This window comes from Rhodosalinus halophilus, assembly GCF_003298775.1.
Taxonomy (GTDB): Bacteria; Pseudomonadota; Alphaproteobacteria; order Rhodobacterales; family Rhodobacteraceae; genus Rhodosalinus; species Rhodosalinus halophilus.
Window position 1 is genome coordinate 134850 of sequence record NZ_QNTQ01000008.1, and the last position, 19195, is coordinate 154044.

Annotated in this window: 16 protein-coding genes and 1 tRNA gene; 13 read left to right on the forward strand and 4 right to left on the reverse strand. The window is 70.8% G+C overall.

Going from position 1 to position 19195, the window contains the following annotated elements:
- Positions 1 to 30: 30 nt before the first annotated feature.
- On the reverse strand, positions 31 to 534 hold the full coding sequence (gene gpt, locus DRV85_RS10070; RefSeq protein ID WP_113289331.1) for a xanthine phosphoribosyltransferase: 504 nt from the start codon (positions 532 to 534) through the stop codon (positions 31 to 33).
- 19 nt (positions 535 to 553) lie between these two features.
- A complete protein-coding gene (gene fabI / locus DRV85_RS10075; protein WP_113289332.1) occupies positions 554 to 1360 on the reverse strand; it encodes an enoyl-ACP reductase FabI in 807 nt (268 codons plus the stop codon).
- Positions 1361 to 1468: 108 nt separating this feature from the next.
- Between fabI and pdxH the strand changes: the two genes are divergently transcribed.
- The 13 genes from pdxH (at position 1469) to DRV85_RS10140 (ending at position 16025) form a co-directional block, all read left to right on the forward strand.
- Positions 1469 to 2074: a pyridoxamine 5'-phosphate oxidase gene (pdxH, locus tag DRV85_RS10080; protein WP_113289333.1), complete on the forward strand. Its 606-nt coding sequence runs from the start codon at positions 1469 to 1471 to the stop codon at positions 2072 to 2074.
- Between the two features lie 125 nt (positions 2075 to 2199).
- Positions 2200 to 2733 carry a cold-shock protein gene (locus DRV85_RS10085; protein WP_233495464.1) on the forward strand — a complete coding sequence of 178 codons (534 nt, stop codon included), beginning with the start codon at positions 2200 to 2202 and terminating at the stop codon, positions 2731 to 2733.
- A complete protein-coding gene (locus tag DRV85_RS10090; protein WP_420820916.1) occupies positions 2730 to 3197 on the forward strand; it encodes a DUF192 domain-containing protein in 468 nt (155 codons plus the stop codon). Before DRV85_RS10085 ends, DRV85_RS10090 begins: the two co-directional genes overlap by 4 nt.
- Positions 3198 to 3237: 40 nt before the next feature.
- Positions 3238 to 3314: transfer RNA gene (locus DRV85_RS10095), tRNA-Pro, on the forward strand.
- 387 nt (positions 3315 to 3701) lie between these two features.
- Positions 3702 to 7370, forward strand: coding sequence for a vitamin B12-dependent ribonucleotide reductase (locus DRV85_RS10100; RefSeq protein ID WP_113289335.1), 3669 nt, complete (start codon positions 3702 to 3704; stop codon positions 7368 to 7370).
- A gap of 279 nt (positions 7371 to 7649) precedes the next feature.
- Positions 7650 to 8474, forward strand: coding sequence for an IclR family transcriptional regulator (locus DRV85_RS10105; protein ID WP_113289336.1), 825 nt, complete (start codon positions 7650 to 7652; stop codon positions 8472 to 8474).
- On the forward strand, positions 8471 to 9490 hold the full coding sequence (locus tag DRV85_RS10110; protein ID WP_113289337.1) for a thiamine pyrophosphate-dependent dehydrogenase E1 component subunit alpha: 1020 nt from the start codon (positions 8471 to 8473) through the stop codon (positions 9488 to 9490). Before DRV85_RS10105 ends, DRV85_RS10110 begins: the two co-directional genes overlap by 4 nt.
- Entirely contained in the window at positions 9490 to 10476 is a 987-nt protein-coding gene (locus tag DRV85_RS10115; protein ID WP_113289338.1) for an alpha-ketoacid dehydrogenase subunit beta, read from the forward strand. Before DRV85_RS10110 ends, DRV85_RS10115 begins: the two co-directional genes overlap by 1 nt.
- Before the next feature lie 50 nt (positions 10477 to 10526).
- Positions 10527 to 11549 carry a DctP family TRAP transporter solute-binding subunit gene (locus DRV85_RS10120; protein WP_113289339.1) on the forward strand — a complete coding sequence of 341 codons (1023 nt, stop codon included), beginning with the start codon at positions 10527 to 10529 and terminating at the stop codon, positions 11547 to 11549.
- Between the two features lie 69 nt (positions 11550 to 11618).
- Entirely contained in the window at positions 11619 to 12155 is a 537-nt protein-coding gene (locus DRV85_RS10125) for a TRAP transporter small permease (protein ID WP_113289340.1), read from the forward strand.
- 8 nt (positions 12156 to 12163) lie between these two features.
- Complete coding sequence (locus DRV85_RS10130) at positions 12164 to 13462, forward strand: TRAP transporter large permease (RefSeq protein ID WP_113289341.1); 1299 nt, start codon at positions 12164 to 12166, stop codon at positions 13460 to 13462.
- A 15-nt stretch (positions 13463 to 13477) separates the two neighbouring features.
- Positions 13478 to 15211, forward strand: coding sequence for a thiamine pyrophosphate-binding protein (locus tag DRV85_RS10135; RefSeq protein WP_113289342.1), 1734 nt, complete (start codon positions 13478 to 13480; stop codon positions 15209 to 15211).
- Positions 15204 to 16025 carry a hypothetical protein gene (locus tag DRV85_RS10140; RefSeq protein ID WP_113289343.1) on the forward strand — a complete coding sequence of 274 codons (822 nt, stop codon included), beginning with the start codon at positions 15204 to 15206 and terminating at the stop codon, positions 16023 to 16025. Before DRV85_RS10135 ends, DRV85_RS10140 begins: the two co-directional genes overlap by 8 nt.
- A gap of 5 nt (positions 16026 to 16030) precedes the next feature.
- On the opposite strand, the gene DRV85_RS10145 is transcribed toward DRV85_RS10140, so the two are convergent.
- Positions 16031 to 16897, reverse strand: a complete 867-nt coding sequence (locus DRV85_RS10145) for a DMT family transporter (RefSeq protein WP_113289344.1) — start codon at positions 16895 to 16897, stop codon at positions 16031 to 16033.
- Between the two features lie 51 nt (positions 16898 to 16948).
- Positions 16949 to 19192, reverse strand: coding sequence for a xanthine dehydrogenase family protein molybdopterin-binding subunit (locus DRV85_RS10150; RefSeq protein ID WP_113289345.1), 2244 nt, complete (start codon positions 19190 to 19192; stop codon positions 16949 to 16951).
- Between the last annotated feature and the right edge of the window lie 3 nt (positions 19193 to 19195).

Below are 19195 nucleotides of genomic sequence, written 5' to 3' on the forward strand. Positions count from 1 at the left end.
GACCGGAGGGACCGCCGAGCGCGCCGCATCTCAGTCCGTGCCGCGGTAGGGCTCGACATATTGCAGCGCCATGTCCCAGGGGAAGAAGATCCAGGTGTCCTGGCTCACTTCGGTGATGAAGGTATCGACCTGCCCGCGTCCCATCGGCTTGGCGTAGACGGTGGCGACATGCGCCCTGGGCATCGTCGCGCGCACCACCTCCAGGGTGCGGCCCGTGTCCACCAGATCGTCGACGATCAGCACGCCCGTCCCGTCGCCCACGAGGTCCATGTTGGGTGCCTTGATGATCTGCGGCTCGGCGCGCGTCTGGTGGTTGTAGCTCTTGACGCTGATCGTATCGACGGTGCGGATGTCGAGCTCGCGCGAGACGATCATCGCGGGCGCCATGCCGCCGCGGGTGATCGCCACCACCATGCGCCAGCCGCCATTGTCGGGCCCGTGCCCGTCCAGCCGCCAGGCGAGCGCGCGCGCGTCGCGGTGGAGCTGGTCCCAGCTGACGTGGAACCCCTTCTCGTGCGGCAGCCGGTCCTTCATCGCCTCTCTCCCCCGCGTCTCAGCCCTTGGTGATGTCGGGCGCGTCCACCGCCTTCATGCCCACCACATGATAGCCCGCATCGACGTGATGCGTCTCGCCCGTCACGCCGGAGCCCAGGTCGGAGACCAGATAGAGCGCGGACCGGCCCACGTCGTCGATGGTCACATTGCGCCGCAGCGGCGAGTTGTATTCGTTCCACTTCATGATGTAGCGGAAATCGCCGATGCCGGAGGCCGCGAGCGTCTTGATCGGGCCGGCGCTGATCGCGTTGACGCGGATGCCGTCCTTGCCGAGATCCTCGGCAAGGTAGCGCACCGAGGCCTCGAGCGCCGCCTTGGCCACCCCCATCACGTTGTAGTGCGGCATCACCTTCTCGGCGCCGTAGTAGGTCAGCGTCAGGCAGGCGCCGCCGGGGCCCATCATCTTCTCCGCGCGCTGCACCACCGCGGTGAAGGAGTAGACGGATATGTCCATGGAGGTCGCGAAATTGGCGCGCGTGGTGTCCACGTAGCGGCCGCGCAGCTCGTTCTTGTCGGAGAATCCGATGGCGTGCACGAGAAAGTCGAGCCGCCCCCAGCGTTCGCGCAGTTCGGCGAAAAGCCCGTCGATCGAGGCCTCGTCGGCCACGTCGCATTCGATCACCACGTCGCTGCCGAGCTGACCCGCCAGCGGCCCCACGCGCTTCTTGAGCGCCTCGCCCTGGTAGGAGAACGCGAGCTCCGCCCCCGCCTCGGCGCAGGCCCGCGCGACGCCCCAGGCGATCGACTTGTCGTTGGCCAGCCCCATGATCAGCCCGCGCTTGCCGGCAAGTAGGGAATTTGACATGGGGGGTCTCCGACCGATTTCCGCAATGGGCGTCCTTTAGAAGATTGCATTTTGGGCATCAAGGGCGACCGGCCCGGCCCGGCGGGGCGCTCGAGGAAAGGAACGCAGATGACGGACCGCAGCGGTATCTTCGCAGGCGACGACCCCTTCGCCATCGCCCGGGCCTGGCTCGCCGAGGCGGAGGCGAGCGAGCCCAACGACCCCAACGCCATCGCGCTCGCCACCGTGGACGAGGCGGGATTGCCCAACGTGCGCATGGTGCTGCTCAAGGAGATCGAGGACGGCGCCTTCGTCTTCTATACCAATTACGAGAGCGCCAAGGCGCGCGAGATCGAGGCGGGCGGCAAGGCGGCCTTCGTGATGCACTGGAAGTCGCTGCGCCGCCAGATCCGGGTGCGGGGTGTGACCGAGCGGGAGGACGGACCGAAGGCGGACGAGTATTTCGCCTCCCGCTCGCTCAAGAGTCGGCTGGGGGCCTGGGCCTCGCGCCAGTCGCAGCCGCTGGAGAGCCGGTCGGCGCTGATGGCCGAGGTCGCGCGCGTCACCGCGCGGCACGGCACAAACCCGCCGCGCCCGCCGTTCTGGGGCGGCTTCCGCATCACGCCTGTCGAGATCGAGTTCTGGGCGGACGGCGCGTTTCGCCTGCACGACCGCTTCGTCTGGCGCCGGACCTCGCCGGAAGAGGCGTGGCGCGTGGCGCGCCTGAGTCCCTGACCACAGCCCTGCGCAGCCTCCCGCAGGCACGCGCGAATCGCCCGGAATCGCTGGTTATTTTGCGCTTGCGAGCGACCGGCATTGCCTCCATGACTAGATGCGGGGATGAGCAAGGGGATGACGTCGTGTCGGATATCAGGTCCGACGCGCGCCGCGTGGCGGGGCGCGTCAAGTGGTTCGATCCGGGCAAGGGGTTCGGGTTCGTCGTGTCCGAAGAGGGCGGACCGGACATTCTTCTGCACGCAAACGTTCTGAGGAACTTCGGGCAGAGCTCGGTCGTCGACGGAGCGCGGATCGAGATCGTCGTGCAGGAGACGGAGCGCGGCCTGCAGGCGGCCGCGGTGCTCTCGGTCGCGCCGCCTGACGTGCCCGAGACGCCGCCGCTGGCGGATTTCGCCGAGCTCGACCCGGAGGTGATCCGCAGCGCGCCGCTGGAGCCCGCGCGCGTCAAGTGGTTCGACAAGATCAAGGGCTTCGGCTTCGCCAACGTCTTCGGCCGCGGCGAAGATGTCTTCGTGCACATCGAGGTGCTGCGCCGCGCCGGACTGGCCGATCTGCAGCCCGGAGAGGCGCTGGCGATGCGCGTGATCGAGGGCAAGCGGGGCCGCATGGCCACCGAGGTCTGCGCGTGGGAAGCCGCGCTGGTCGAGTGCGACTGACACGCCGTATCGTCGCGGCGGCGCTCGCGCTGGCGCTCTGGCCGGCGGCGGGTGTCGCGGCGGCGTGCAGCGCGGATGCCGTCTGGCTGCGCGGCGACTGGGGCGAGGCGCGCTTCCGCGTCGCCGTGGCCGACACGCCCGACGAACGCGCGCAGGGCCTGATGTTCGTCGAGGAGATGGGCCGCTTCGAGGGCATGCTCTTCGTCTACGAGCGGCCGCAACGCGTCTCCTTCTGGATGAAGAACACCCTCATTCCGCTGGACATGATCTTTGCCGACGCCCGCGGCGTGGTGCGGCGGGTCCACGAGAACGCCCAGCCCGGCGATCTCACGCCGATCCCCGGCGGCGACGCGATCCGCTTCGTGCTCGAGGTCAACGGCGGCATGGCGCGGACGATGGGAATCGGGCCGGGCACCGAGTTGCGGCATCCTTCTCTCGGGGCGGGGGCCGCCTGGCCCTGCTGAGGCTTCCCTTCGGCGTCAGCGATATGTAGAGGGAAGGCGTCGGGGCGTAGCGCAGCCTGGTAGCGCGTCTGTTTTGGGTACAGAAGGTCGTGAGTTCGAATCTCGCCGCCCCGACCACGCCCCTCCTGTGACCGAAGGGCCGCACCCCTGGCTGCGCCGCCGCGGTTGATGCCGTTTCGCAGCCGTGCGGCCCAAGATGCGGTGAAACTGCATCTTTTCCCGCTGCGCTGACGCGACGTCCTCCGCCTGTGGAATCGGGCGGCCCGGCCGTCCGGCGCGTCAAGCGAAAAAAGCGCTCCCGGGCCGTTAAAATGGCGTTGACGATCTTGTGTCGGATACGTCAGGTTGTGTGGGCGGCGCGGATGGCCACTAGATGTAGCCCAAGGCGCCGCGGGACAGAGACATCGGACAAAGCAGCGCCCGGCCCGGCGAGGGGCCCGGCACGGTCACGCGCACCGTGACGGAGATGCTGCGTCCGCCGGAACGAAAAGGCAGGGCTGCGACATGCGCATCGAAAGAAGGTTCACCGAGGCAGGACGGGACGCCTACGAAGGCGTCGAGTTCGTCACCACGAGCTCCGAAATCCGCAACCCCGACGGCACGGTCGTCTTCCGCCTCGACGAGGTCGAGGTGCCGGCGCGCTGGAGCCAGGTCGCCTCGGACGTCATCGCGCAGAAGTATTTCCGCAAGGCGGGCGTGCCGAACCGCATCAAGCGCGTGCGCGAGAAGGGCGTGCCCGAATTCCTCTGGCGCTCCGTGCCGGCCGACGACAACGACGGCTTCGGCGGCGAGACATCGGCGCGCCAGGTCTTCGACCGGCTGGCCGGCGCCTGGACCTACTGGGGCTGGAAGGGCGGCTACTTCTCCACCGAGGAGGACGCGCGCGCCTACTACGACGAGATGCGCCACATGCTGGCCACGCAGCGCGCCGCGCCCAACAGCCCGCAGTGGTTCAACACCGGCCTGCACTGGGCCTACGGCATCGACGGGCCGAGCCAGGGCCACTACTACGTGGACTACAAGACCGGCAAGCTCACCAAGGCGACCTCGGCCTACGAGCATCCGCAGCCGCACGCCTGCTTCATCCAGTCCGTCGCCGACGACCTGGTGAACGACGGCGGCATCATGGACCTCTGGGTGCGCGAGGCGCGGCTGTTCAAGTACGGCTCCGGCACCGGCACGAATTTCAGCCAGCTGCGCGGCGAGGGCGAGCCGCTCTCGGGCGGTGGCAAGTCGTCGGGACTCATGGGCTTTCTCAAGATCGGCGACCGTGCCGCGGGCGCGATCAAGTCCGGCGGCACCACGCGCCGCGCGGCGAAGATGGTGATCTGCGACGTGGATCACCCCGACATCGAGGACTTCATCAACTGGAAGGTGGTCGAGGAGCAGAAGGTGGCGAGCCTCGTCGCCGGCTCGAAGGCGCATGAAGCGCGGCTCAACGACATCTTCGCCGCCATCGGCGCCTGGGACGGCGCGGCCGAGGACGCGGCCGACCCGGCGAAGAACCCGCAGCTCAAGACCGCCATCCGCGCAGCCAAGCGCGACCGTATCCCCGAGACCTACGTCAAGCGCGTGCTCGACTACGCGCGGCAGGGCTTCACCTCGATCGAGTTCCCCACCTACGACACCGACTGGGACAGCGAGGCTTACGCCAGCGTCTCGGGGCAGAACTCCAACAACTCGGTGCGCGTGACCGACGCCTTCCTTCAGGCGGTGCGCGACGACGCCGACTGGGAGCTCTACCGCCGCACCGACGGCTCGGTGGCCAAGACCGTGAAGGCGCGCGAGCTCTGGGAGCAGATCGGCCACGCCGCCTGGGCCTGCGCCGATCCGGGCATCCAGTTCCACGACACGGTGAACGCCTGGCACACCTGCCCCGAGGACGGCCCGATCCGCGGCTCGAACCCGTGCTCGGAGTACATGTTCCTCGACGACACGGCCTGCAATCTCGCCTCGCTCAACCTGCTCACCTTCCTCAAGGACGGCGCGTTTCAGGCCGAGGACTACATGCACGCGGTGCGTCTGTGGACGCTCACGCTCGAGATCAGCGTGCTCATGGCGCAGTTCCCCTCGAAGGAGATCGCGCAGCTGTCCTACGACTTCCGCACGCTGGGCCTGGGCTACGCCAACATCGGCGGCCTGCTGATGAACCTGGGCTACGGCTACGACTCCGAGGAAGGCCGCGCGCTCTGCGGGGCGCTCACGGCGATCATGACCGGCGTGGCCTATGCCACCTCGGCCGAGATCGCGGGCGAGCTCGGGCCGTTTCCCGGCTACGCGCGCAACCGCGAACACATGCTGCGGGTGATCCGCAACCACCGCAACGCCGCGCATGGCAACGGCCACGGTTACGAGGATCTCGCGGTGAAACCCGTGCCGCTCGACCACCTGAACTGCCCCGACGCGCGACTCGTGGAGCTGTCGATGGCCGCCTGGGACGAGGCGCTGCGGCTGGGCGAGGCGCACGGCTACCGTAACGCGCAGGCCACGGTGATCGCGCCCACCGGGACCATCGGCCTCGTCATGGACTGCGACACCACCGGGATCGAGCCCGATTTCGCGCTGGTGAAATTCAAGAAGCTCGCGGGCGGCGGCTACTTCAAGATCATCAACCAAAGCGTTCCCGCGGCTCTGGAAAAGCTGGGATATACCAGCGCCCAGATCGAGGAGATGGTCGCCTATGCCGTGGGCCACGGCTCGATCGCGCAGGCGCCGGCGATCAACCCGGCCACGCTGCGCGACAAGGGCTTCGACGCCGCGGCGCTGGAGCGCGTCGAAGGGGCGCTGGGGCAGGCCTTCGACATCCGCTTCGTCTTCAACCAGTGGACGCTGGGCGAAGAGTTCTGCCGCGAGCGCCTCGGCATTCCGGCCGAGAAGCTCAACGACCCCGGCTTCGACCTGCTGCGGCATCTGGGCTTCACCCGGGCCGAGATCGAGGCGGCGAACGACCACGTCTGCGGGACCATGACGCTGGAAGGCGCGCCCTATCTCAAGGACGAGCATCTGCCCGTCTTCGACTGCGCCAACCCCTGCGGCAAGAAGGGGAAGCGCTTCCTGAGCGTGGACAGCCACATCCGCATGATGGCCGCGGCGCAGAGCTTCATCTCGGGCGCGATCTCCAAGACGATCAACATGCCCAACGACGCCACCATCGAGGACTGCCAGCGCGCCTACGAGCTCTCCTGGTCGCTGGGCTGCAAGGCCAACGCGCTCTACCGCGACGGCTCGAAGCTCAGCCAGCCGCTGGCCTCCGCGCTCGTCGAGGACGACGAGGACGCCGCCGAGGTGCTGGAGACCGGCAGCCAGCAGGAGAAGGCGCAGGTTCTGGCCGAGAAGGTGGTCGAGAAGATCGTCGTCAAGGAGGTGGCCCGCGCCGCGCGCAGCAAGCTGCCCGAGCGCCGCAAGGGCTACACGCAGAAGGCCATCGTGGGCGGCCACAAGGTCTATCTGCGCACCGGCGAGTACGAGGACGGCAAGCTCGGCGAGATCTTCATCGACATGCACAAGGAAGGCGCGGGCTTCCGGGCGATGATGAACAACTTCGCCATCGCGGTCTCGGTCGGCCTGCAGTACGGCGTGCCGCTGGAGGAGTTCGTGGACGCCTTCACCTTCACCAAGTTCGAGCCCGCGGGGCTGGTGCAGGGCAACGACTCGATCAAGAACGCCACCTCGATCCTCGACTACATCTTCCGCGAGCTGGCGGTGAGCTACCTCGACCGCACGGATCTCGCCCACGTCAAGCCCGAGGGCGCGACCTTCGACGCGCTGGGTCGCGGCGAGGAAGAGGGGGTGTCGAACATCCGCGAGATCTCCGAGGACGCGGCGAGCCGCTCGCTGGAGGTGCTCAAGCAGATCAGCTCGACGGGTTACCTGCGCAAGCGCCTGCCCCAGGAACTGGTGGTGCTCAACGGCGGCGGCACGCCCGCCACCGCGCGGATGCCGCAGGATCCCGCCGCCCCCATGCAGGCAGTCATGCCGGAAAGCGCCTCGGCCAGCCTGACGGTGTCGAGCTCGGCCACGATGACGGCCACCGCCACGATGGACGCCGCCGCCAAGGCGCGGATGCAGGGCTACGAGGGCGAGGCCTGCGGCGACTGCGGCAACTACACGCTGGTGCGCAACGGCACCTGCATGAAGTGCAACACCTGCGGCGCGACGAGCGGGTGTAGCTGAGGGCCAAGGGGCGGGTGCGCCCGGCCCCGACGACGTTCAGGCCGCAGGCGAGAACACTACCGAGCGGTCAATGCAAGAGCCTGGACGGCGAGACTGGGGGGCCACTGGCCCCCTTTTTCTTGTCGCGCTCGCAAGCGGCGCACGATGCCGGCCGTCCCGCCGCACCGAGGCGATTGACAGGGGCGAGAGTTCCAAAATAGCATCAGCGCCGTTCCGCTGAGCGGAACGCTTCCGGAGGGGAGACCGGGAGCGGGAGGACAGCAGCCGGGGACGCCGGAGATGCCGGAGAGCGAGGGCGCATCGCTCCAGACGATCGACCGTGCCGCGCGCGTTCTGCGCGCGCTGGCCGAAGGGCCGGCCGAGGGCATGCGCCTGTCCGAGATCACTGCCGCGCTGGACCTGGGCAAGGCCACGGCGCACCGCCTGCTGCGCGCGCTGGTCGATGTCCGCTTCGTCGAGTTCGACGAGACGGCCAAGCATTACCGGCTGGGCTACGGGCTCTTCGCGCTGGGCTCCGCGGCGCGCCGCTTCCGCATCGTCGATCTCGCGCGGCCTGTGCTCGCGCGGCTCGCCGCGGCCACGGGCGACACGGTCTATCTCTCGGTCCGCGACGGCGACGAGGCGCTCTGCGTCGATCGCTGCACCGGCAGCTACCCGATCCGCACGCTGACCCTCGACGTGGGCGACCGGCGCCCGCTTGGCGTGGGCGCGGGCTCGCTGGCGCTGCTCGCCTGGCAGGACGAAGCGGACATCGCGCGCGTGCTGCGCGACGATCATGCCGCGCGCGCGGGCTTTCCCGGCTTCGACGCGGCCAGCCTGCGCGAGATGATACGCGCCAGCCGCGCCGCGGGCCACGCCCGCAACGACGGCCGGATCGTCAGCGCCATGGCCGCCGTGGGCGTGCCGGTGCTGGACGAGACCGGCCGCGCCGTCGCGGCGCTCTCCATCGCCGCGATCCGCGAACGGATGGAGCCCCCGCGCGAATCCGAACTCGTGACGCTCTTGCGGGACGAGGCCGCCGAACTGGGCCGCCTGCTGGGCGCGCCCGGGGAAGCGGACGCGCCGGGGGGCGTGACCGAGTCAACCAGGGAGGAGCAGTTTTGAACGACTCCGCGTCAGGCCGCGAGGCGGCCGCGGCCAATCTCGATCCCGGGCGGTTCCTGCCCGTCCTCGCGCTGATGTGGAGGATCCGCAGCTTCGAGGAACTCGCCATCGAGTCCCTGCGCGAGGGGCTGGTGCTGGGCGCCATCCATCCCTCGATCGGGCAGGAGGCCGTCGCCGCCGGCATCTGTCCGAACCTGTGGCGCACGGACCTGCTGCTTTCCACCCATCGCGGCCACGGGCACACGCTGGCCAAGGGGGCCGACCCGCTGGCCATGATGCTCGAGCTCTTCGGCCGGGCGGGCGGCACCTGCGGCGGCAAGGGCGGCTCGATGCACATCGCCGATTTCGGCGTCGGCATGCTGGGCGCGAACGGGGTCGTCGGCGCGAACATCCCCATCGGCGTGGGGGCGGCGCATGCGCTCAGGCTGCGCCGCGCGGGCGAGGTGGCGGTCTGCATCTTCGGCGACGGCGCGGTGAACCGCGGCCCCTTCCTCGAAGGGCTCAACTGGGCACGGGTCTTCGATCTGCCGGTGATCTTCGTCTGCGAGGACAACGGGTTTTCCGCCACCACGCGCACCCGGTCGCTCACCGGCGGACCGGGCGTCGTGGCGCGCGCCGAGAGCCTCGGCCTGCCGGCCGAGGCGGTGGACGGCAACGACGTGCTCGCGGTGGACGCGGCCGCGCGGGCGGCGATCAAGGCCACGCGCCGCGGCGAGGGACCGCGGCTGCTGCACTGCCGGACCTACCGCATCACCGGGCACACCGCGGCGGATCAGGCGCCCTATCGCGACGCCTCCGAGGTCGAGGAATGGCGCGCCCGCTGCCCGATCGCGCGGCTGGAGGCGGCGCTGCGCATGGCCGGAGTCGATCAGGCCCGGCTCGACGAGACGCGCGAGGCGGCCCAGGCCGGGATGCGCGAGGTGCGCGACAGGGCGCGGGCGGCGGACTGGCCGGACGCGGCCGGCGCCTTCGCCGACGTGCAGGACGTGGGCGATCCGGCGGCGAGGGCCTTCTGATGGCGGGGACGACCTATCTAGAGGCCGGCCGCCGCGCCCTGATCGAGGAGATGGAGCGCGACGGCAGCGTCTGGGCGCTGGGCGAGGATCTGGGCCGGGGCGGGGTCTTCGGCCAGTACCGCGGCCTGCAGGAGATGTTCGGCGACGCGCGGATTGCGGACACGCCGATCTCGGAGGCCTGCATCATGGGCGCCGCGGTGGGCGCGGCGATGACCGGCACGCGCCCGGTGGTCGAGATGCGCTTTTCCGACTTCGCGCTCTGCGCGGTGGACGAACTGGTGAACCAGGCCGCCAAGGCGCGCTTCATGTTCGGCGGGCAGATGCGCGTGCCGCTGGTGGTGCGCGAGCCGGTCGGCATGTGGCGCTCGTCCGCCGCGCAGCATTCGCAGTCGCTCGAGGCGTGGTATGCGCATATCCCCGGCCTCGTCGTGGTCGCGCCCGCGACGCCCGCCGACAATCTGGGCCTGCTGAAATCCGCGATCCGCTGCGACGACCCGGTGGTCTACATGGAGCACAAGAACCTCTGGGGGCTCGAAGGGCAGGCGCCCGAGGGCGAGCACCTGGTGCCGCTGGGGCAGGCCGACATCGCACGCGAGGGCCGCGACCTGACGCTGGTGACCTGGTCGGCGATGCGCCACGTCAGCCTGTTGGCAGCGGAGCGTCTTGCCGGTCAGGGCATCGAGGTCGAGGTGATCGACCTGCGCACGCTCTGGCCCTGGGACCGCGAGGCCGTGCTGGCCTCTGTCGAGAAGACGGGCCGCCTGCTGGTCGCGCAGGAAGCCGTCTCGGTCGCGGGCTTCGGCGCCGAGATCGCGGCGAGCGTGGCGGAGGCGCTGCACGCCCGGCTCGCGGCGCCCGTGCGCAGGCTGGGCGCGCCGCGAATCCCCATCGCCTACGCGCCGCCGCTGGAGGACCGCGCGCGCGTGAGCGAGGATCAGATCGTCGAGGCGGTGCAGGGCATGATCGCGCCTGCGCCCGTTTCGTGAACCGGCCGGCGAGGAGGCGCCGCCATCATCACTAAGGGAGGAAAGAGAGGATGAAACTGCTCAAGACACTGATCGCGGCCGGGGCCGCGGCGTCGATGCTGGGGCTCGCGCCCGCCATGGCGCAGGACTACAAGGACGAATACCGCGTCTCGACCGTGGTGCCCGCGCCCTTCCCCTGGGGGATCGCGGCGGACCGCTGGGTCGAGCTCGTGGCCGAGCGCACCGACGGGCGGATCAACATGAAGGTCTATCCCGGCGTGCAGCTCGTGCAGGGCGACCAGACGCGCGAGTTCACCGCCATGCGGCGCGGCATCATCGACATGGCCGTGGGCTCCACCATCAACTGGTCGCCGCAGGTGCAGGAGCTCAATCTCTTCTCCATGCCCTTCCTGATGCCCGACTACGCCGCGCTCGACGCGCTCACGCAGGGACCGGTGGGCGAGCGGATCTTCGAGATCCTGCGCGAGAACGGAGTGGAGCCGCTGGCCTGGGCCGAGAACGGCTTTCGCGAGGTGACGAACTCGGTGCGGCCGATCCGCCGCCCCGAGGACATGGAGGGGCTGAAGATGCGGGTCGTGGGCTCGCCCATCTTCAACGACATGTTCTCGGCCATGGGCGCCAACCCCACGCAGATGAGCTGGGCCGACGCGCAGCCGGCGCTCACCACCGGCGCGGTGGACGGGCAGGAGAACCCGCTCACCATCTACTCGGTGCTCAACATGCACGAACTGGGCCAGACCAACGTCACGCTCTGGCACTACGTGGCCGATCCGCTGATCTTCGCCGTCAATCAGGAGGTCTGGGAGAGCTTCACGCCCGAGGATCAGGAGATCCTGCGCCAGGCCGCGATCGAGGCGGGCGCGCTGGGCATCGAGGTGGCCCGCGAGGGGCTGACGGAGGATGACCAGAGCCTCGTGGAGGAGATCCGCGGCTACGGCGTGGAGGTCGTCACGCTCACGGACGAGGAGCGGCAGGCCTTCGTGGACGTCACGCGGCCCGTCTACGAGGAATGGACCGCGACGGTCGGCGAAGACCTCGTGCGGATGGCCGAGGAGTCCATCGCCAACCGCTGATCCCTGCGGCACCGGCGGCCGCCGCCCGCGCGCGGCGGCCGCCCCGCTTGCGCAGACCGAGAGGTTCCGATGAGCCCGCAGAAGAGCGGGGATCCCGCGCCGGATCCCGACGTGACCGAAACCGGCGCGGATCACGCCCGCGTGCCGGTAAAGATCGAGGAGGCGCTGGGCGCCGCCGCGCTGGCCGCGATCTGCCTGATCTCGCTCGGCAACGTCGTGGTGCGCTACGCCACCAACGCCTCCTTCGCCTTCACCGAGGAGTTCTCGGTCTTCCTGCTGGTCTTCATGACCTTCGTGGGGGCCTCGGCGGCCTTCGCCACGAACGAACACATCCGCATCACCTTCTTCCTGGAACGCTTCCCGCCAAGGCTCAGGTGGCTGGCCGAACTCGTCACCCTCGCCGTGACCACCGCGATGTTCGCGATGATCGTCTGGTACGGCGGACGCGTGACCTATGACGAGTGGTACTGGGGCGAGACCTCGCCGGGCCTCGGCAACCCGGTCTGGCTCTACACGATCTGGCTGCCGCTGCTCTCGGTGGCCATCATCTGCCGGGTCTGGGGGCGCGGCTGGGCGAAGCTTCTGCGCCCGCGCCGGGACGGGTAGCGCTGCCGATGGATCCGAACGTCCTTCTGCTGCTGGTCTTCGTGGCGCTGATGCTGATCGGCACGCCGATCGCCGTCGCGCTGGGCTTCGCGGGGGCGGCGGGCATCTATGTCGGGCTGGATCTGACGGCGCTCGGCATGATCGGGCCGAACACCTATGCCGCGGTCGCCAAGTATCCGCTGATCGCCATCCCGCTCTTCATCCTGACGGGCATGGTCTTCGAGCGCTCGGGCGTGGCCGCGCGGCTGGTGGAGTTCGCGCAGTCGCTGATCGGCCCGCGCCGCGGCGGGCTGGCGCTTGTGGCGGTGATCGTCTGCCTCATCATGGGGGGCATGTCCGGCTCCGGCCCGGCCGACGCGGCGGCGGTGATCACGGTCATGCTGCCCTCGATGATCAAGGCGGGCTACCCGCGGCCCTTCACGGCGAGCGTCGTGGCGGCCTCCGCCTCCACCGCGATCCTGATCCCGCCCTCCGTCGCCATGATCATCTATTCGGTGATCGTGCCGGGACTGGACCTGCGCGCGCTCTTCGCCGCGGGCCTCGTGCCGGGGCTGCTCGTGGGCCTCGCGATCGCGGTGCCCGCGCTCCTGCTCAGCCGCCGGCATGATTTCGGCCGGGACGAAGACCCCGACCGCCCCGCCATCTGGCCGAGTTTCCGGCGGGCGCTGCCGGGGCTCATGGCGCCGGTCATCATCCTGGGCGGGCTGCGCTCGGGCCTCTTCACACCGACCGAAACGGCCGTGGTCGCCGTGTTCTACGGGTTGCTGGTGGGCACGCTGCTCTACCGCACCATGGGCCTGCGGGAGATCTACGAGGTGCTGGCCGAAGCCGCCAAGATCTCCGGCGTGGTCATGCTCATCATCTCGCTGGCGGGGCTCTTCGCCTGGGCGGGATCGACCATGGGCGCCTTCGACGCCACGACCGCGGCGCTCCTGTCGGTGACCGACAACGAATGGCTGATCCTGCTCTTCCTGATGATCCTGCTGCTGCTCGCGGGGATGGTGCTCGACGGGGTGTCGATCTACCTGATCGCGGTGCCCTTGCTCATCCCGATCGTGCAGGCCTTCGACTGGTCCTTCGTCTGGTTCGGGGTGGTCATGGCGATCCTCGTGGCGATGGGGCAGTTCACCCCGCCGGTGGCCGTGAACCTCATGGTCACCGCCAAGATCGCCCGAGTCCCGCTCGAGAGCACCTTCCGCTGGGTGGGCTGGCTGCTGCTGGGCATGGCGGTGGCGCTGGCGCTGATCGTTCTGTTCCCCGAGCTCGCGCTCTGGCTGCCGCGGGTTCTGGGCTATCGCATAACCTGAGACGACGAGGCACGCATGACGGAGCAGGGACACAACGAGATGACCGGCGGCGAGGCGCTTGCGCGGATGCTGCAGGCGCATGGCGCGGGACCGATCTTCGGGATGGGGGGATTCCAGCTTCTGCCCTTCTACGACGCGGCGCGCCGGCTGGGCCTGAACCACAACCTCATCAACGACGAACGCTGCGGCGTCTTCGCCGCCGATGCCTATGCCAAGGTCTCCGGCCGGGTGGGCCTCGTGGATGCGACGCTCGGCCCGGGGGCGACGAACCTCGTCACCGGACTGGTGGAGGCGCTGAACGCGGGCAGCCCGCTGGTGGCGATCGTGGGGGATACGCACCGCGAACATGCCTGGAAGAACATGACGCAGGAGGCCCGGCAGGCCGAGATCCTGCGCCCCGCGGTCAAGGAGGTCATTCGCGCCGAGAGCGTCGCGCGCCTGCCCGAGCTCGCGCGCCGGGCCTTCACGGTGGCCACGACCGGGCGCCCCGGCCCCGTGGCGCTGATCGTGCCCGAAGACGTGGCGCACGGCACGCACGGCTTTTCCGACGACGACTTCACCGCCGATCCGCGCTATCAGGCGGCGCCGGCCCTGCGCGCGCGGCCCGATGCCGAGAGCGTGGCGCAGGCGGCCGGGATGCTCGCGGCCGCCGCGCGGCCCATGATCCTCGCAGGCGGCGGCGTGCACCTGTCGCAGGCGGCGGAGGACGTGACCCGCTTCGCCGAGGCCCACGGCATCCCCGTCGCCCACACGATGAGCGGCAAGGGCGCGATCCCCTGCACCAGCCCGCTCTCGGCCGGCCTTTTCGGACGCTACGACCGGATCGCCAACGACATGATCGCGGAAAGCGACTGCCTTCTCGTGATCGGCTGCAAGCTGGGCGAGATCGCGACCAAGCGCTACACCGTCCCCGCGCCGGGCAAGACGCTGATCCATCTCGATTGCGTGGCCGAAGAGATCGGCCGCACCTACCGGCCGACGCTGCCGCTCTGGGGCGATCTGCGCGAAGGCATCCGCGATCTGGCCGCCGCGCTGGACGGCAGCGCCATGCCCGAGGCCCGCAAGGCCTGGGGCGCAGAGGTCATCACGCGCATGGCGAAATGGCGCGAGACCGCGCGCGCGCGGCTGGAAAGCGACGAGGTGCCGGTCTCGATGGGCCGGCTGATGGGCACGCTGAACGCAGGGCTGCCCGAGGACGCGCTGCTGATCGCCGACGGCGGCTTCGCGGCGCACTGGGGCGGGCTGCTCTACGACCAGCCACGCGCCGGGCGCGGCTTCGTGCCGGACCGCGGCTTCGCCTCGATCGGCTACGGCCTGCCCGGCGCGATCGGCGCGCGGCTGGCCGCGCCGGACCGGGCGGTCGTGGCGCTCACGGGCGACGGCGGCTTCAACATGGTGCTGGGCGAGCTGGAGACGGCGCGGCGCATGGGGCTCGCGCTGACGGTGATCGTGGTGAACAACGCGGCCTCCGGCTACGTGAAGGCGCTCCAGCACCTGATGTACGGCGAGGGCGCCTATCAGTCGAGCGACCTGGCCGAGACGAATTACGCTGCCGCGGCCGAGGCGCTGGGATGCAAGGGTATCCGGGTGGAACACCCGGACGCGCTGTCCGGCGCGCTGGCGCAGGGGCTGGCCGAGCCGGGCCGCCCCACCGTGCTCGATGTCGTCGTGACCCGCGATCCGGGCAAGATGCTGCCCGCCGCCGACAGCCGCGCGGTGCAGGTCAGGAAGGGCGACCGCGTTGCCTGACCCGGCCGGGCCGCTCCTGGCCGACAGCGTGACGAAGCTGGGGCCGGAAGCGGCGGGGCGGGTGGTCGTCTCGGGCTCGCATGGCGGCGTCTATGCGGCGGCGCTGGCCTGCCGGTCGGGATGCCGGGCGGTGATCCTGCACGACGCGGGCGTGGGGCTCGGGGAGGCCGGCATCGGCGGCCTCGGCTGGCTGGAGGCGGAGGGCATGGCCGCCGCTTCGGTGGACCACGCGAGCGCCGCCATCGGGCAGGCCGGCGAGATGCTCGCACAGGGCCGCATCTCGCACGCCAACGCGCAGGCCCGCGCCTGCGGTGTGCGGCCGGGCATGTCCTGCACCGAAGCCGCCCGCCGCCTGGAGGCCGCGCCGCTGCACGACGGGGCCTGCCCCGAGGTCTCGGAGGCACGCGAGGTGCTGCGGCCCACGGGCGCGCGGCGTGCGCTCGTCCTGGTAGATTCGGCGAGCCTCGTCCGCGCCGAGGACGCCGGCCAGGTGGTCGTGACCGGCTCGCACGGCGCGGTCTTCGGCGACGATCCGCGCAACGCGCTGAAGGCGGACGCCTTCCTCGCGCTCTTCAACGATGCCGGCGGCGGGACCGGCACGGGGCGGCTGGCCGCGCTCGAGGCGCGCGGCGTGGCCGCGGCGACGGTCGCCGCCAAAAGCGCACGGATCGGCGAGGCGCGTTCGACCTGGCAGGACGGGATCGTCTCGGCGGCGAACGCCCCCGCCCGCGCGCTCGGCGCGCAGTGCGGCGCGCCGGCGCGCGCGCTCATCGACCGCGCGCTGCGCGCGCCCGCGCGTCCCGGGGTCACGTGACCGGCTCAGGCCGCGCGTCGGCGCAGCAGCATGATCGCGTTGTTGGCCGCCAGCGCCCCCAGGACCAGCGCGCCGCCCGCGAAGGTGGTGGGCCCCGGCGTCTCGCCCAGCGCCCACCACACGTAGAGCGGACCCAGCACCGCCTCGAGCAGCATCAGCAGGCCCACGTCCGCCGCCGGCAGGTAGCGCGGGCCGGTGGCGATGAGCGCAAAGGCCAGCGGCACGACCAGCAGCCCCATGAGCCCCATCCAGACCCAGTCGCCGGATGGCAGCACCAGCGTGGGGGCGACCAGCCCGCAGACCGCCGCCGCGAGGAACGACGACGCGCCCATGACGGGGACGATGCTGCGCTCCGGACGCATCCGCGCGATCGAAAAGATCGTCGCCATGGCGAGCGCCGTGCCCAGTGCGGCGAGATCCCCGGCGAGGCTGCCGCCCCGGCCCAACCCGCTGCCGGCCGCGATGATCCCGATCCCCGCCAGCACGACGAGGATCGTGACCCAGGTCCGGCGCGGCACCGTCTCGCCCAGCACGAAGCGCGCGATCAGCGCGGCGAAGACCGGCGAGGTGGCGAGGATGAAGAGCGTGTTGGCCACCAGCGTGGTCAGCGTGGAATAGACGAAGAGCAGGTTGCTGGTCCCGTAAAGCAGCAGAACCAGCGCCTCGGGCCGGCCGAACCCCCGCAGGCTCGCCCGCAGCGCCGCCGGCGCGAAGAGCGCATAGGCCAGAAGGATGATCCCGCCGCTCAGCAGCCCGCGCCAGAAGAACTGCGCCAGCGGCGCGGCATCCACCAGCCGCACCAGCAGCGTATCCGGCGAGAGCACCAGCACGCCGGCGAGCGTGATCAGGAATCCCCTGGCATAGACGGACATCCGCAGCTGTGTGGACCAAAGCGCGCCGGAAGGAAAGCCGCGGCGCCCGCCTCAGACGAACCGCACCGCCTTCGCGAACGGCATCTCGCGCAGCCGCTCCCCCGTCGCGGCGAAGATCGCGTTGGCGAGCGCGGGGGCGGCGGGGGGCACGGGCGGCTCGCCGATGCCGCGGATCTCGTCGGTGGTCTCCAGCGCGCGGGCCTCGATGACCTTCGGCACCTGGGGCAGGCGCAGCGTCTCGTAGAGGTCGTAGTTGCGCTGCTCCACCTGGTGGCCCGCGAAGGTCAGCTCCGAGAACATCGCGTGCCCCAGCCCGAAGAGCGCGCCGCCGGTCATCTGCGCCTCGACGTTCACCGGGTCGAGCACCCGGCCGACCTCGGCCGCCACATAGACGGCGTCGATGCGGATGCCGTCCTCGGTCGCCGTCACCTCGACCACCTCGGCCGTGGGCACCCCGAAGGACAGGCAGTAGGCCACGCCGCGCCCGCGTCCCTCGCCCATGCGCGGCCCGTCCCAGCCGCACATCTCGCCCACCGCCTCCAGCACCCGGCGCGAGGGCGCGTGCCAGCACAGGCGGAGGCGCTCCTCCAGCGGGTCGGCGCCCGCGGCATGGATCAGCTCGTCGAGAAATCCGTCGTGCAGGAAGCCGTTGCCCGAGGCGCCGACCGAGCGCCAGGACGACACCGGCACGCCGCCCGGCACCCGGTAGCCCGTCACCCGGTAGTTGGGGATGGCGAAGGGCTGATCCCAGGCGCCCGCGACGATAGCGATGTCCGGCCCCGCCGCCGGCACGCCCCAGCGCGGCCCCTGGCTCGCGAAGGTCGAATGCGCGGCGATGGAGAGGTCGTAGGCCTCGACCCGGCCGTCGCGCACCGCGCCGCGCATCCGGGCAAGCTGCATGGTGCGGGGGAAATCGTGCGCCATGTCCTCTTCCCGGCTCCAGGTCATCTTGACCGGACGGCCGGGCACGCGCATCGCCACCTCCGCCGCCTGCCGGACATGCAGATCCTCCAGCCGGTGGCCGAAGCTGCCGCCGATCATCGTGTTGTGGACATGCACCTGCTCGGGGTCCACGCCCACCACCTCGGCGACGTTGGCCTGCAGGAAGCGCGGGATCTGCGTGCCGGTCCAGACGTCCACCCGATCGCCGCTGACCTGCACGGTGGCGTTCATCGGCTCGAGCGGGGCGTGGGCGAGGAAGGGGACGCGGTATTCCGCCTCCATGACCTCGGCGCCCGCCAGCGCCGCCTCGACGTCGCCCTCGTCCTTAAAGCGGCTGTCGCGGCGGTCCTCTGTGAAGGAGCCCGCGAAGCCCTCCCACATCGCGTCGGAGCTTTCGGCGATGGGCGAGGGGCCCCAGTCGATCTGCACGGCCTCCGCCGCGCGCATCGCGCGCCAGGTGTTGTCGGCGATCACGCCGACGCCGCCGGTGATCTGCACCACCCGCTCGACGCCGCGCATGCCTTCCGCCGCGCGGCTGTCGATGGAGGTCACGCTGTCGCCCCAGCCGGGATGCGTCCGCACCGTGGCGTGGAGCAGCCCCTCCTGCCGGTGGTCGATGCCGAAGTCCTGCGTGCCCGTGCATTTCGCCGCCATGTCGAGCCGCTGCACCGGCTGGCCCAGGATGCGCCACTCCGCGGGGTCGCGCAGGGCCACGAAATCGGGCGCCTCGACCTCCGCCGCCTCGGCGGCCAGATCGGCGTAGGGCAGGGCTGTTCCGTCCGGCAGGATCACGCGGCCCGCCTCGGTGCGCAGGTCGGCGACATCCGCGCCTGTCCGCGCCGCCGCCGCGCGCTTCAGCGTCTCGCGCGCCACCGCGCCCGCGCGGCGCAGCTTCTCGTAGGCATCCGGAACGGTGGTCGAGCCGCCCGTCACCTGCATGCCGAGAAGCTTGGCCGCCGCGTCGCTGACGCCCTCGCGCATGAGCCGCGCGATGATGCCGTCGTCGGTGGCGGCCACCGGCATCCCTTCGGAGGCCACGACCGAGTTGTAGTAGACCGGGGCAGGGGGGCCGAAGGCGGTGCGCACCTCGCCCGGGTCCACGTCCAGTTCCTCGGCCAGCAGCGCCGCCTGCACCTGCACCGCGCCCTGTCCCTTGTCGGCGCGCGGGGTGATGAGCGTCACGCCGTCGCTGTCCACAACGACCCAGGGGTTCAGCACCGCCGCGCCTTCGCCCGGCTCCAGCGGGTTTGGGTAGGGCGTGCGGTAGCGCCAGTAGCCGAAGGCGACGCCCCCCGCCACGGCCACGGTGCCCACGAGGAAGCTGCGCCGCGCGATCTTGCCGATGCTCGCCATCGC